11 protein-coding genes and 2 rRNA genes (1 of these 13 only partly in view) are annotated in these 13306 nt (G+C 47.7%); 3 read left to right on the top strand and 10 right to left on the bottom strand.

Annotation, left to right across the window (positions count from 1 at the left end; genetic code table 11):
- From H7F26_RS10960 to H7F26_RS10950, 3 genes are all read right to left on the bottom strand, one after another.
- Nucleotides 1-301, bottom strand: a 23S ribosomal RNA gene (locus H7F26_RS10960); it reaches 2630 nt to the left of the window's first position.
- Between the two features lie 174 nt (nucleotides 302-475).
- Nucleotides 476-2025 (bottom strand): 16S ribosomal RNA (locus tag H7F26_RS10955).
- The 16S and 23S rRNA genes sit together here, the layout of an rRNA operon.
- A 287-nt stretch (nucleotides 2026-2312) precedes the next feature.
- Nucleotides 2313-3197, bottom strand: coding sequence for a nucleotidyltransferase-like protein (locus H7F26_RS10950; protein ID WP_003179964.1), 885 nt, complete (start codon nucleotides 3195-3197; stop codon nucleotides 2313-2315).
- Between the two features lie 217 nt (nucleotides 3198-3414).
- On the opposite strand from H7F26_RS10950, the gene H7F26_RS10945 reads away from it, so the two are divergent.
- Nucleotides 3415-3762 (top strand): YgzB family protein, encoded by a 348-nt coding sequence (locus H7F26_RS10945; protein ID WP_003179962.1) that lies wholly within the window; start codon nucleotides 3415-3417, stop codon nucleotides 3760-3762.
- A gap of 48 nt (nucleotides 3763-3810) precedes the next feature.
- Here the strand turns inward: H7F26_RS10945 and perR are convergent, their stop codons facing one another.
- Together perR and bcp are read right to left on the bottom strand one after the other, a co-directional pair.
- Nucleotides 3811-4248, bottom strand: coding sequence for a peroxide-responsive transcriptional repressor PerR (perR, locus tag H7F26_RS10940; RefSeq protein WP_003179961.1), 438 nt, complete (start codon nucleotides 4246-4248; stop codon nucleotides 3811-3813).
- A gap of 212 nt (nucleotides 4249-4460) precedes the next feature.
- Nucleotides 4461-4934, bottom strand: coding sequence for a thioredoxin-dependent thiol peroxidase (bcp, locus tag H7F26_RS10935; RefSeq protein WP_003179960.1), 474 nt, complete (start codon nucleotides 4932-4934; stop codon nucleotides 4461-4463).
- A 163-nt stretch (nucleotides 4935-5097) separates the two neighbouring features.
- Here bcp and H7F26_RS10930 point away from each other — a divergent pair, with 163 nt between their 5' ends.
- Complete coding sequence (locus H7F26_RS10930) at nucleotides 5098-6396, top strand: glutamate-1-semialdehyde 2,1-aminomutase (protein WP_017474122.1); 1299 nt, start codon at nucleotides 5098-5100, stop codon at nucleotides 6394-6396.
- A gap of 252 nt (nucleotides 6397-6648) precedes the next feature.
- Nucleotides 6649-7719, top strand: coding sequence for an FUSC family protein (locus H7F26_RS10925; RefSeq protein ID WP_003179957.1), 1071 nt, complete (start codon nucleotides 6649-6651; stop codon nucleotides 7717-7719).
- A gap of 29 nt (nucleotides 7720-7748) precedes the next feature.
- Here H7F26_RS10925 and H7F26_RS10920 read toward each other — a convergent pair whose 3' ends face one another.
- From H7F26_RS10920 to H7F26_RS10900, 5 genes are read right to left on the bottom strand one after another with little or no spacing between them, the layout of a single operon-like run.
- Nucleotides 7749-8639 carry an ABC transporter permease gene (locus H7F26_RS10920; protein WP_003179955.1) on the bottom strand — a complete coding sequence of 297 codons (891 nt, stop codon included), beginning with the start codon at nucleotides 8637-8639 and terminating at the stop codon, nucleotides 7749-7751.
- Between the two features lie 12 nt (nucleotides 8640-8651).
- Nucleotides 8652-9653, bottom strand: coding sequence for an ABC transporter permease (locus tag H7F26_RS10915; RefSeq protein WP_003179953.1), 1002 nt, complete (start codon nucleotides 9651-9653; stop codon nucleotides 8652-8654).
- A 13-nt stretch (nucleotides 9654-9666) separates the two neighbouring features.
- Nucleotides 9667-11265 carry an ABC transporter substrate-binding protein gene (locus tag H7F26_RS10910; protein ID WP_017474121.1) on the bottom strand — a complete coding sequence of 533 codons (1599 nt, stop codon included), beginning with the start codon at nucleotides 11263-11265 and terminating at the stop codon, nucleotides 9667-9669.
- Nucleotides 11262-12218, bottom strand: coding sequence for an ABC transporter ATP-binding protein (locus H7F26_RS10905; protein ID WP_003179948.1), 957 nt, complete (start codon nucleotides 12216-12218; stop codon nucleotides 11262-11264). Before H7F26_RS10905 ends, H7F26_RS10910 begins: the two co-directional genes overlap by 4 nt.
- Nucleotides 12215-13195 (bottom strand): ABC transporter ATP-binding protein, encoded by a 981-nt coding sequence (locus H7F26_RS10900; RefSeq protein WP_003179945.1) that lies wholly within the window; start codon nucleotides 13193-13195, stop codon nucleotides 12215-12217. Before H7F26_RS10900 ends, H7F26_RS10905 begins: the two co-directional genes overlap by 4 nt.
- Nucleotides 13196-13306: the final 111 nt, after the last annotated feature.

The following is a 13306-nucleotide window of genomic DNA, read 5'->3' as shown; positions in this document are numbered from 1 at the left end:
ACAACCCCAAGAGGCAAGCCTCTTGGTTTGGGCTGTTCCCGTTTCGCTCGCCGCTACTCAGGGAATCGCATTTGCTTTCTCTTCCTCCGGGTACTTAGATGTTTCAGTTCCCCGGGTCTGCCTTCTCATATCCTATGAATTCAGATATGGATACTGCTCCATTACGAGCAGTGGGTTTCCCCATTCGGAAATCTCCGGATCAAAGCTTGCTTACAGCTCCCCGAAGCATATCGGTGTTCGTCCCGTCCTTCATCGGCTCCTAGTGCCAAGGCATCCACCGTGCGCCCTTTCTAACTTAACCGTTAAAAAGAATCACTACGTGATATCTTGCATTACAATTGAATGTGAATGTCTACTTTCGTTATCTAGTTTTCAAAGAACACGCTTTGAAGGAATGATCCTTCAAAACTAAACAAGATCCAAACGCACCTGTCTATAAGACCGCAAGGTCTTATATTCCGTATAATATCCTTAGAAAGGAGGTGATCCAGCCGCACCTTCCGATACGGCTACCTTGTTACGACTTCACCCCAATCATCTGTCCCACCTTCGGCGGCTGGCTCCAAAAGGTTACCTCACCGACTTCGGGTGTTACAAACTCTCGTGGTGTGACGGGCGGTGTGTACAAGGCCCGGGAACGTATTCACCGCGGCATGCTGATCCGCGATTACTAGCGATTCCAGCTTCACGCAGTCGAGTTGCAGACTGCGATCCGAACTGAGAACAGATTTGTGGGATTGGCTTAGCCTCGCGGCTTCGCTGCCCTTTGTTCTGCCCATTGTAGCACGTGTGTAGCCCAGGTCATAAGGGGCATGATGATTTGACGTCATCCCCACCTTCCTCCGGTTTGTCACCGGCAGTCACCTTAGAGTGCCCAACTGAATGCTGGCAACTAAGATCAAGGGTTGCGCTCGTTGCGGGACTTAACCCAACATCTCACGACACGAGCTGACGACAACCATGCACCACCTGTCACTCTGCCCCCGAAGGGGAAGCCCTATCTCTAGGGTTGTCAGAGGATGTCAAGACCTGGTAAGGTTCTTCGCGTTGCTTCGAATTAAACCACATGCTCCACCGCTTGTGCGGGCCCCCGTCAATTCCTTTGAGTTTCAGTCTTGCGACCGTACTCCCCAGGCGGAGTGCTTAATGCGTTTGCTGCAGCACTAAAGGGCGGAAACCCTCTAACACTTAGCACTCATCGTTTACGGCGTGGACTACCAGGGTATCTAATCCTGTTCGCTCCCCACGCTTTCGCGCCTCAGCGTCAGTTACAGACCAGAGAGTCGCCTTCGCCACTGGTGTTCCTCCACATCTCTACGCATTTCACCGCTACACGTGGAATTCCACTCTCCTCTTCTGCACTCAAGTTCCCCAGTTTCCAATGACCCTCCCCGGTTGAGCCGGGGGCTTTCACATCAGACTTAAGAAACCGCCTGCGCGCGCTTTACGCCCAATAATTCCGGACAACGCTTGCCACCTACGTATTACCGCGGCTGCTGGCACGTAGTTAGCCGTGGCTTTCTGGTTAGGTACCGTCAAGGTGCCGCCCTATTCGAACGGTACTTGTTCTTCCCTAACAACAGAGTTTTACGATCCGAAAACCTTCATCACTCACGCGGCGTTGCTCCGTCAGACTTTCGTCCATTGCGGAAGATTCCCTACTGCTGCCTCCCGTAGGAGTCTGGGCCGTGTCTCAGTCCCAGTGTGGCCGATCACCCTCTCAGGTCGGCTACGCATCGTCGCCTTGGTGAGCCGTTACCTCACCAACTAGCTAATGCGCCGCGGGTCCATCTGTAAGTGGTAGCTAAAAGCCACCTTTTATGATTGAACCATGCGGTTCAATCAAGCATCCGGTATTAGCCCCGGTTTCCCGGAGTTATCCCAGTCTTACAGGCAGGTTACCCACGTGTTACTCACCCGTCCGCCGCTGACCTAAGGGAGCAAGCTCCCGTCGGTCCGCTCGACTTGCATGTATTAGGCACGCCGCCAGCGTTCGTCCTGAGCCAGGATCAAACTCTCCATGAAGTAATGGAGAGCAGATTAAGTTCGTCACATTCTGTGACAACATCTGCATGGCCTGCATCGTGCAGGCCCCTGACTACGCACATTCGCATGTGCGATTTATTTAATGAATTAACAGGTGCGTTTTGTCTTGTTTAGTTTTCAAAGATCATTTCCGCTTCTGTCCGAAGCGACTTTATTAGTATAACATTTTCAACGAGAAGTGTCAAATGTTTTTTTGATTTTTCGTCGCTGCTGCTTTCTGTTCAAAAACCGTTCCGCTAACAGCGACGCTTAATAATATATCACCGTTATAAATTAGTGTCAACACTTTTTTTAATAAAATATCCTCGGTGAAAAATCTTTTGGCCCTTTGTCTCTATCGGCTTTACTCCGACTAAATCCTTTTCAGCCAAGAACTCCAGTATAACTCCCAGGTCTGTCGTGAAATACTTGAGATCCGGATGTTTAAGAAGTTCGGCAAATTGCCAAACCGATTTTTCATCCATGACATTGAGAATATAGGCAGCCCCTATTTCGGCTTTTGAATGAATGAGAAAATCGCTTGCGAGGAATAATAACTCCAGCCGTTTTTGCAAGCTTTCATTGCTTTCAATTAATTCCTTATACAATTTATAAACCTGAGGTTCCATGTGGCGGACTTGGTTCCATACCGTAACTTCAGGGTGAAAACCCTTATCGATCACTTCGATTCTGGCCAAATGGTGGAGGGCGTGTACGATGGAATTGTAGGCATCCAAAAATTGACCGTCCTCAAAAAACGATTTTCCTTCTATATATCTTCTGATTAATTTCCCGTATTCAAGTCCGATTTTTAGTTTTCTTTCTGAAAACGGAAATGTATTGAGCTGCTCAATCAGCTTGGCGATAAATTCGTTTCGGTCGAAAAGCACCTTTCCATTGAGAACCCAGTCTATGATTCTCCTGTTTGTTCCAAGCAGAATCCATTCCTGAAGCTGTTCAACAGAAATAATATGAAGAGAAGCCGTTTTTCCGTCGAACTCATAATGCTTCACGAATACAGGGTCTTCAGCCTTATTAACGATAATCAACAATGCCGCATCAAAATTATCTGTTGCAGATGAAGTTTGATTTCTCCTCTCAATCAGCATGACAGCGAGTGTGTCAGGGCGGCTTGCTCTTTCTTGGTAAATCGGACGGAGAAGATTTTCCATCACCATTCCTCCAATACGATGTAAATACGTTGCATAAAAGCTTCTCTCTTGTTTCTACCTATTTCTACGAGCCAATAAAAACTCCTTTATTTTGAAAACACATTGAATTATTATAATCAATTTCCCCAAAACTCTCTATAGAAATTTTCCAATTGATTCGTTTTAATTAAAGAATAACACATCTTTGATATGCTATATTAGAGACAGGGGGATGGATATGGCCAAATACTCTAGTAAAATCAACAAAATCAGAACGTTTGCGTTGAGCCTTGTATTTATAGGCTTCATTATTATGTATGTCGGGGTCTTTTTTAGGTCCTCGGTCCTCTTGATGTCGGTGTTTATGATCTTGGGGGTATTGTCTATCTTGTTGAGCACAGCGGTTTATTTTTGGATCGGCATGCTTTCAACGAAAGCGGTTCAAGTCGTCTGTCCAAACTGTGAAAAACCGACCAAGATTTTAGGCCGGGTTGATATGTGCATGCATTGCAGGGAGCCTTTGACATTGGACAAAAACCTCGAAGGAAAAGAGTTTAACGAATCGTATAATCGAAAGTCTCAGTAAATGCTGCAACAAAAATAAGCTGACCGTTAAAAAAGCGGCCAGCTCTTTTTAATGGCTTTCTTTTTTGTCGCATTCCTGACATAAACCGTATATCTCCAGTCTATGGTGACTGACTTTAAATCCTGTCACATGTGAAGCAAGCTGCTCCACTTCGTCGAGGCCGGGATAATGAAAGTCGACGATTTTCCCGCAGCGTTCGCAAATTGCGTGATAATGCTCGGAAGTCACGAAGTCAAACCGGCTGGAGGAATCTCCGTACGTTAATTCCTTAACGAGCCCTGATTCCTTAAAAACCCGCAAATTGTTGTAGACCGTTGCTACGCTCATGTTTGGAAATTTCCCTTCCAGAGCTTTATATATATCATCTGCAGTTGGATGAGACATAGAATTCACGAGAAATTCCAGAATGGCATGACGTTGAGGAGTAATTCGCACCCCGGTTTCCTTCAACGCTTCCAACGCTTCTTTCAGGTTATGTTCAGCCATCGTCATGCACCTCTCTTCTAAAAAAAATTCTTACATTATAACGTTTATAATTAGTGTAACTCCTGATCAGAATCTTTGTCAATTCCAATCCCTGTGAAAAAGCTATTTTTAAGGCGAAAAATGCCGCTATGATCAGCATGGCCGATCAGACAGGCGAATATGAGCGTAAAAAGAGACCAAACTAAAATACAGTCCGGCCTCCCCAGCGAGCTTTATGCTTCCGCGATTTCTTTTACTGCTTGAAGCGCTTCTGCGACATGGTCTTTTACCTTTACTTTCCGCCACTCTTTCACAAGGCGGCCTTCTTTATCAATCAGGAATGTCGACCGTTCGACACCCATGTATTCCTTGCCGAAATTCTTCTTCAGCTTCCATACGTCAAAGCTTTCAGCGAGCTTGTGTTCATCATCGACGAGCAGCAGAAACGGCAGATCGTGTTTTTGCTTGAATTTTTCATGCCTTGCCTGATCGTCGGGGCTGACTCCGATAATGACGGCATCAAGTTCCGCAAAGCTTTCATGACGGTCTCTGAAATCGCACGCTTCCGTTGTGCATCCCGGCGTCATATCTTTCGGGTAAAAATAGAGCACGACATACTTTCCTTCAAAATCCGACAGCTTTACTTTTTCTCCGTGATCGCCCAGCAGTTCAATATCAGGCACCTTTTGTCCAATTTCAACAGTCATTGTTTTGCCTCCTGTTATGTTTAATCGCTTGCTTTCCCCTATTATAAAAAACAGCGCCCTCTTGTTCAAATGTTCGGCGGCTTCTTTTTTGCGCTCTGTCCGCCTCGTGTTACAATATAGAAAATATAGAAATAGATAAAGGTGCAAAAATGAGGAGGATATTATGCAGCATACTCAATCTGAAAAGCTTCATGAAGAAGCTCTTCAACATATAGTCGGAGGCGTCAACAGCCCCTCAAGGTCTTACAAAGCGGTCGGCGGAGGTTCTCCCGTCGCGATGGAAAGGGGAAGCGGCGCTTATTTTTGGGATGTGGACGGCAACAAATACATAGACTACCTTGCCGCGTACGGACCGATTATTACGGGCCACGCCCACCCGCATATCACGAAAGCGATTCAAACAGCTGCTGAGAACGGGGTGCTTTACGGTACGCCGACAAAGCATGAAGTGACATTTGCCAAGATGCTTAAGGAAGCGATTCCTGCCTTGGATAAAGTGAGATTCGTCAATTCGGGAACGGAAGCTGTGATGACGACGATTCGCGTCGCCCGGGCCTATACAGGCAGAACGAAAATCATCAAGTTCGCCGGCTGCTACCACGGCCATTCCGATCTTGTGCTGGTGGCGGCCGGTTCAGGACCGTCAACGCTCGGCACGCCTGATTCCGCCGGGGTTCCAAAAAGCATCGCCAACGAGGTGATTACCGTTCCTTTCAATGATATCGACAGCTATAAAGAAGCGCTCGATAAATGGGGGAACGATATTGCGGCAGTCCTCGTTGAACCGATTGTCGGAAACTTCGGGATCGTCAAACCGAAGAGCGGATTCCTCGAGCAGGTCAATGAACTTACGCATAACGCGGGAGCCCTGGTCATCTACGATGAAGTCATTACCGCTTTCCGCTTTATGTACGGCGGCGCCCAGGATCTTCTTGGCGTCAAACCTGATTTGACGGCGCTCGGCAAAATCATCGGCGGCGGCCTGCCGATAGGCGCCTACGGAGGCAGAAAAGAGATTATGGAACAAGTCGCACCGCTCGGACCTGCTTATCAAGCGGGCACGATGGCGGGGAATCCGGCTTCCATCCTCTCTGGCATCGCCTGCCTTGAAGTGCTGAAAGAAAAAGGCACATACGAAAAACTTGACCGCCTCGGCGCCATGCTTGAAGAAGGCATCCTGGCACATGCCGAGACCCACGGCATCGACATCACTGTCAACCGTCTAAAAGGCGCGCTCACCGTATACTTCACGAACGAAAAAGTCGAAAACTATGAGCAAGCCGAAAATACGGACGGAGACATGTTCGCGGCCTTTTTCAAACTGATGCTTGAGCGCGGAATCAATCTTGCGCCTTCAAAATATGAAGCATGGTTTATCACCACCGCGCACACGGAAGAGGACATTAAAGATACGCTCAAAGCCGTGGATGACTCATTTAAACAATTGAAACAGCGCATGTAAAAAGAGAGCGGATCCGCTCTCTTTTTTATCAAATGCGGAGCACTTTGAAAGCGCGGTGAACAGGCACTTTCCGCCGGCTTGTCTTTCTTTTTTGTCAATGATTTGTTTTTTCTTAAAAATGGGTTGAATATTTCGGAAGATCGCTGTATATTACTTTATTGTTTGGCAAATTAACAGAGAGGGAATGTTCACTACAATTCATTTTCTGTAAAGAACGAATTTTATTATAGAAAGGGATGCAAGTACAGCCTAATGAAACTTGGTGCCCGTATTTTCAAAACAGGCATTGCCATTACGCTTGCGCTTTACCTCGCGTCTTGGCTCGGCCTTCCGACTCCTGTCTTCGCGGGAATCGCGGCTATCTTCGCGATCCAGCCTTCGATCTATCGTTCATTTTTGACGATTGTCGATCAAGTGCAGGCGAACATTATCGGAGCAGCCACAGCCATTATTTTTGGACTTATTTTTGAACCCAGTCCGATCATCATCGGATTGACGGCGGTAATCGTCATTACGATCAACTTGAAGCTGAAGATCGAGAACACGATTTCGATCGCTCTTGTCACCGTTATTGCCATACTGGAGAGCTCCGGCGACAACTTTTTATGGTTTGCTTTGGTGAGAACCGGAACGGTTATTTTGGGCGTGTTGTCTGCGTTCTTGGTCAACCTGATTTTTCTGCCGCCTAAATATGAAACGAAGCTCGTCAGCCATATTGTTGAAAATACAGATGAAGTCATTAAATGGATCAGATTGTTGACGCGGAAGACAACGGAACATTCCATGCTGAAAGAAGACATTGAAAAACTGAAAGAAAAAATGATGAAGGTTGACCACCTTTACTTGCTCTACAAAGAAGAAAGAAGCTATTTAAAACGTTCCACATATGTAAAACAGCGAAAGCTCGTGCTGTTCAGACAGGCGATCATTGCATCCAACCGTGCGCTTGATGCCCTGAAAAAGCTGCACCGGCTTGAAAACGAGTTTTATCACATGCCTGAAGAATTTCAAGAAACGCTGGTCGAAGAGCTCGATTATCTCCTCCATTGGCACGAACGAATTTTAATGAGATTCGTCGGCAGGATCAAAACGCAGGATCACGTCGACCTGCACGAAGAAGGAGACGTGTACAAACAGCACTTGACCGAATCATTCCTGAAAAACCAGGACAAATTAAAAGAAGAACTGTTGGACTACAATATGCTGACCATTATGGCGAGCACTGTAGAATACCGAGAACAGCTTGAGCATTTGGAAACCTTGCTCTCAAGCTTTCAGACGTACCACAAAAAAGACAGCGAGCTTGAAGTTGAGGAAGAATAAACCGGTTAAAGAATATGTTAACCGGTTTTTTATTTTCCTTCCTTCATTTTCGGATCAAGGGTGTCGCGCAGGCCGTCTCCCATCAGATTAAAGCCGAGAACGGTCAGCATGATCGCAAATCCCGGAAAAAACAATGTCCATGGAGCCTGCGCCAAGTAAGGCCTGGCATCCGCAAGCATTTTTCCCCACTCGGGGTTCGGCGCCTGCGCCCCCAACCCTAAAAATCCGAGCGCGGCCGCTTCTATAATCGCGGTTCCAATATTCAGCGTCGCTTGAACGATAACCGGGGCCATGCTGTTGGGGAGAATGTGTTTAAACATCAGCCTTATATTGGACATCCCGACAGCACGCGCTGATAAGATATACTCCTCCTGCCTGATGCTGAGCACTTTTGAACGAACGAGCCTGCCAAACGTCGGAACGTTGATGATGGCGATGGCAATTAGGGCATTTTCAAGAGAAGGCCCCAGAATCGCTACAATGGCGATCGCCAGCAGAATGCTCGGAAACGCGAGCATGATATCAAACAGCCGTGAAATCAATGCATCAGCCCATCTGCCGTAAAAACCGGCGATCAGCCCTAGCAGCGTCCCCGCCAAGGCCGATGCCAAACAGGAGAAAAAGCCGACCCATAAAGACAGCCTTGCGCCGTAAAGCACCCTAGAGAAAATATCCCTGCCAAAGTCATCCGTGCCAAAAAGGTGTTCCGCAGACGGAGCGGCGAGCCTGTCTGACAGTGACTGGTCGTTTATTCCGTATGGTGCGATGAGCGGCGCGAAGATGGCTAGCAGGATAAACAGCGCGACTAGAATCGTGCCGGCGGCAGCCAATTTATGCTCAAAAAACCGCCGAATATGTTCCGCCAAAGGCGAACGCACCTTCACGTCCTCCCTCTGCTGTTCATTTTGAAGCACAACCATGTTTCCCGCCTCCTAATATTTAATTCTCGGATCGATGACGGCGTACAGCAGATCAACGATGAAGTTAATCATGACGAAGATGAAGGCGATCACGAGGATGCCCGATTGGATAACCGGGTAGTCGCGGTAGCTGATCGCATCATAAATGTACCGGCCGATGCCGGGCCAGGCAAAAATAGTCTCTGTTAAAATTGCGCCGCCCAGTAACAGTCCGGTTTGCAGGCCGATGACGGTCAATACCGGAATGAATGCATTTTTTAAACCGTGCTTATAGATGACGAAAAACATATGCACGCCTTTTGCTTTTGCCGTGCGGATATAATCGGACTGCAGCACCTCTATCATGCTGGCTCTCGTAATTCTCGCAATGATCGCTGCGGGAATGGTGGCAAGAGCCGTTCCCGGCAGAATTAAATGGCGGATGGCTTCTGCAAACTGATCAAATCTTCCGTGCAAAAGGGTGTCCAATGTATGAATGTACGTAATGGCTTCGACCGGATTTCTGACATTCTCCCTTCCTGTTGTCGGCAGCCAGCCGAGCTCGATCGAAAAAAACAACTGGCCCATCAAACCGAGCCAAAAAATCGGCATCGACACGCCGATTAAAGCCACCAGCATCGCGATATAGTCGAATACCGAGTTCTTAAACCACGCGCTGATGATTCCGGCATTCACGCCGACAAACACTGCGATCAGCATCGCGAAAAAGGCAAGTTCGAGAGTGGCGAACAAATATGGCTTTATTTCTTGCGTAATCGCCGCTCCCGTGCGGATTGATGTCCCGAGATCCCCTTTCAGCAAATCCCCTATATATCTGGCATATTGCATATACCACGGCTGATCAAGGCCGAGCTGGACGGTCAGCTGCTGCACCGCTTCCTTTGTCGCCCTCTGGCCGAGAATAACCTGGGCGGGGTTGCCGGGAATAAAGCGGATGATCGAAAAAACGACCAATGTCATGCCGATGAGAACGGGGATCAGCATGGCCGTCCGTTTTAAACAGTACGCAAGCAATGGCTGTCACCACCTATTTAAACTCTACGCCGGACAATACTTCACTCCCTGTCGGGTGCGGAACATATCCGTCGATATCTTTTGAACCGGCCAAAATCGGCGTGGAATGGACAAGCGGAACCCAAGGCGATTCTTCATGGAGGAGCTCCTGCGCATCTTGATACAGTTTATTTCTTTTCTTTTGATCAGGGTCTGACTGCGCCTCGATTAAGATGTCATGAAGCTCATCATTGCTGAAGTACGTATAGTTGTTACCGCCGATATTATCTTTATCAAGCAGCGTATAAATGAAGTTGTCCGGATCTCCGTTGTCGCCGGTCCAGCCCATTAAAAACGCATCAGCTTCCCCTTTGCTCACCTTATCCAAGTACGTCGCCCAGTCGTAAGTGACGATTTCCGCTTTGACTCCGATTTTTTCAAAGCTTGATTGAATCACTTCGGCTATTTTCATACCGTCCGGCATATACGGCCGCGGTACCGGCATTGCCCAAAGCTTCATTTTAAACCCGTCCGGGTAGCCGGCTTCTTTTAAGAGTTCTTTTGCCTTTTTTAAATCATACGGATATTCCTTAACCTGGTCGTTGTACCCTTCGAGCGACGGAGGAAGCGGGTTTTTTGCAGATTCAGCGAGACCTCCGTAGAAGGAGTTGATAATCGCCTGTTTATCGACAGCATGGTTCAGCGCCTGGCGGACCAGCTTATTGTCAAATGGCTTTCTCGTCGTTGTCATTCCGAGATACCCGACGTTCATTGAAGGCCTTTCAAATATTTTCAGATTGCAGTCTGCTTTGATGCTTTCGATATCAGACGGATTGACGCCATCCATTAGGTCGATTTCGCCCGTCTTCAATGCATTTAAGCGGGCTGAGTTTTCAGGAATGGCTCTGAAAATGATCTTCTGCAATTTCGGTTTGCCTTGATCCCAATAGTCTTCATTTTTCTCAAGGACGATCCGGTCGTTCGGCTTCCATTCGACAAATTTGTAAGGGCCAGTGCCGACGGGGTGCTCCCTGAATTTTTCGCCGTATTTTTCAATGGCGGCAGGACTTGCAATCCCGAAAGAAGTCATGGCAAGGTTCTTTAAAAACGGCGCTTGCGGGCGTTTTAAAATGAACTGAATCTTATGGTCGTCGAGAACTTTTATGTCTTTGATGACGTGCCCCTCATCTTTCTTATAGCCTCCGAACATGCCGTAGTAAGGAAATTTTTCTTCATCCCCGTTCATCCACCGCTCAAAATTGTATTTGACGGCTTCTGCATTAAAATCCGTTCCATCATGGAATTTCACGCCTTTTCTCAGCTCCAATGTGTAGGTCAAACCGTCATCTGAAGCGTCCCATTTCACCGCGAGGCCTTCCTTCAGCGTTGTGTCTTGTTCCCCGTAATTCAGCAAGGTCTCAAACATATTGATCGTCACTTTAAACGCTTCGCCTTCTGTCGTTGTGATCGGATCAAGCGATGTCGAATCACCTCCTCTGCCGATGATCAGCGTATCTTTTCCGCCGTTCGTCCCTCCGTCGTTCTTTCCGCTTTCGTTACCGGAGCATCCCATTAAAAAAGCGGAAACAGACAGAATCATTCCCAAACAGATCAGCCAGCTTTTCTTTTTCATCGTACAGCCTCCTTATTGGTAAAATGGCATGCAGCATAATGCCCGTCCGCAGTCTCTTCAAGAAGCGGCTCCGCTTCAAGGCAGACGTCCGCCCGCTTCATGCATCGGCTGTAAAAAGGACAGCCCTTTTCACTCATGCGGGGCGCGGCAATATCCGGCGCCGTATGAACCGCCTCTCCTTTGCCGATGACGGGTACTGCCGCTAACAGTGTTTCTGTATAGGGGTGTTTCGGTTCTCTAAATAAAGAGTCGGCGTCCGCCATCTCGACAATCTTTCCGAAATACATCACGGCTACCCTGTCGCTGATATAGCGGACGACCCCGAGATCATGCGAAATAAACAGAAACGTTAAATTGAATGCCTCCTGCAGATCAGACAGCAGATTTAAGATCTGCGCCTGAACGGATACATCAAGCGCGGAAACAGGCTCATCGGCAATGATTAATTTCGGCTTTGTGATCAGCGCTTTTGCAATACCGATCCTTTGCCTCTGGCCGCCGCTGAATTGGTGTGCATATCGGTCGCCGTATGAAGCATCAAGACCGACAATTTCAAGCATCGAGCGAACGACTTCTCTCCTTTCCGCCTTCGTTCCGAGTTTATGAACGATCAGCGGTTCCTCCAAAATATCTTTTATTTTCATGCGCGGATTCAATGAAGCGTACGGATCTTGAAAAATCATTTGTATATGCCTTCTCATGTTGCGAAGCTGTTTTGCATCAAGGCCGGTCATCTCCCGCCCGAGAAACGTCACCTTTCCAGAAGTCGGTTCGGTCAGCCGCAGTATCGATTTTCCCAAGGTTGATTTTCCGCAGCCGGATTCCCCGACGATCCCTACGATTTCGCCTTTTTTGACTGACAGTGTAACATCATCGACCGCTTTGACGATTTTCTTGCGGGACACGCGGTAATACGTTTTCAGCTCTTGGACGTTCAGCAGTTCATGATTCATGTGAAAGCACCTTCCTCTTCGTAGAGAAAGCAGCTTACAGCATGGTCATCCGCCAGCCTGTTCAATCCGGGCTCCTCCTCTACGCAGCGTTCGCGTTTATGAGGGCACCTCGGCGCAAACATACAGCCTTTTTTTATCGACCCCGGTTTCGGCACCTGCCCCTCAATCGAAGACAGACGCTCGGATTTGCCTGTGAATGCCGGAATAGAGGCGAACAAGCCTTTTGTATAGGGGTGTTTCGGGCTGTCAAAAACAGCGGTGACACCGCCTTCTTCAACGATCCGCCCGGCATACATGATCATCACGCGTTCACATGTATTGTGAACGACGCCAAGGTCATGGGTAATAAGGAGAATGGCTGTGTTAAATTCGGCATTCATTTTTTTCAAAAGGGACAGAATCTGAGCCTGGATGGTGACGTCGAGAGCTGTTGTCGGTTCATCGGCAATCAGCAGTTTCGGTTCGCAAATTAATGCCATTGCGATCATGACCCGCTGCCTCATGCCTCCCGACAGTTCGTGGGGATATTGCTTCATCAGCTGGTCCGTCCTCGGCAGGCCGACGGTATCCAGCATTTGAACGGCTTTTCTTCTTGCTTCTTTTTTATGAATATTGGTATGGCTGGAGAGTGCTTCTGTTAGTTGATCGCCAATTGTAAAAAGGGGATTGAGGGAGGTCATCGGCTCTTGAAAAACCATCGCGATGTCATTGCCGCGCATCTGTCTCCATTCTTTTTCAGACTGCATGAGAAGGTCTTTGTTTTGAAACTTGATCCGGCCCGTCGTCCGGGTGTTTGCGTTCAGCCCCATTAAAGCCAAAGAGGTGACGCTTTTGCCGCAGCCGGACTCTCCGACGACTCCCATGATTTCTCCGGGATGGAGATCGAAAGAAACGCCTTGCACAATCGGGGTTTCGGACTTTTTCTTTTGAAACGAAATCGATAAATCCGATACTTCAAGCAATTTTTCTTTTGTCACTTATACACCTCCGGAGCTTGTATTTTTTAAATTGTATTTAAACGAGATAGGAAATATGTACGAAATTTGCGGGGAAAGAAAAAGCCTGACATCCGTTCAGCTTCAAACGAA

The sequence above is a fragment of the Bacillus sp. PAMC28748 genome (genome assembly GCF_014250415.1).
Classification (GTDB): domain Bacteria; phylum Bacillota; class Bacilli; order Bacillales; family Bacillaceae; genus Bacillus; species Bacillus licheniformis.
Note: the sequence above shows the minus strand (reverse complement) of the source record. Positions and strands in the feature narration are given on the sequence as shown.

What these genes read in the sequence shown, in the direction of transcription:
- H7F26_RS10950 (WP_003179964.1), bottom strand. Translation starts at nt 3,197, where the DNA reads ATGGAAAATCTTCTCCGTCCGATTTACCAAGAAAGAGCAAGCCGCCCT.
- H7F26_RS10945 (WP_003179962.1), top strand. Translation starts at nt 3,415, where the DNA reads ATGGCCAAATACTCTAGTAAAATCAACAAAATCAGAACGTTTGCGTTG.
- perR (WP_003179961.1), bottom strand. Translation starts at nt 4,248, where the DNA reads ATGGCTGAACATAACCTGAAAGAAGCGTTGGAAGCGTTGAAGGAAACC.
- bcp (WP_003179960.1), bottom strand. Translation starts at nt 4,934, where the DNA reads ATGACTGTTGAAATTGGACAAAAGGTGCCTGATATTGAACTGCTGGGC.
- H7F26_RS10930 (WP_017474122.1), top strand. Translation starts at nt 5,098, where the DNA reads ATGCAGCATACTCAATCTGAAAAGCTTCATGAAGAAGCTCTTCAACAT.
- H7F26_RS10925 (WP_003179957.1), top strand. Translation starts at nt 6,649, where the DNA reads ATGAAACTTGGTGCCCGTATTTTCAAAACAGGCATTGCCATTACGCTT.
- H7F26_RS10920 (WP_003179955.1), bottom strand. Translation starts at nt 8,639, where the DNA reads ATGGTTGTGCTTCAAAATGAACAGCAGAGGGAGGACGTGAAGGTGCGT.
- H7F26_RS10910 (WP_017474121.1), bottom strand. Translation starts at nt 11,265, where the DNA reads ATGAAAAAGAAAAGCTGGCTGATCTGTTTGGGAATGATTCTGTCTGTT.
- H7F26_RS10905 (WP_003179948.1), bottom strand. Translation starts at nt 12,218, where the DNA reads ATGAATCATGAACTGCTGAACGTCCAAGAGCTGAAAACGTATTACCGC.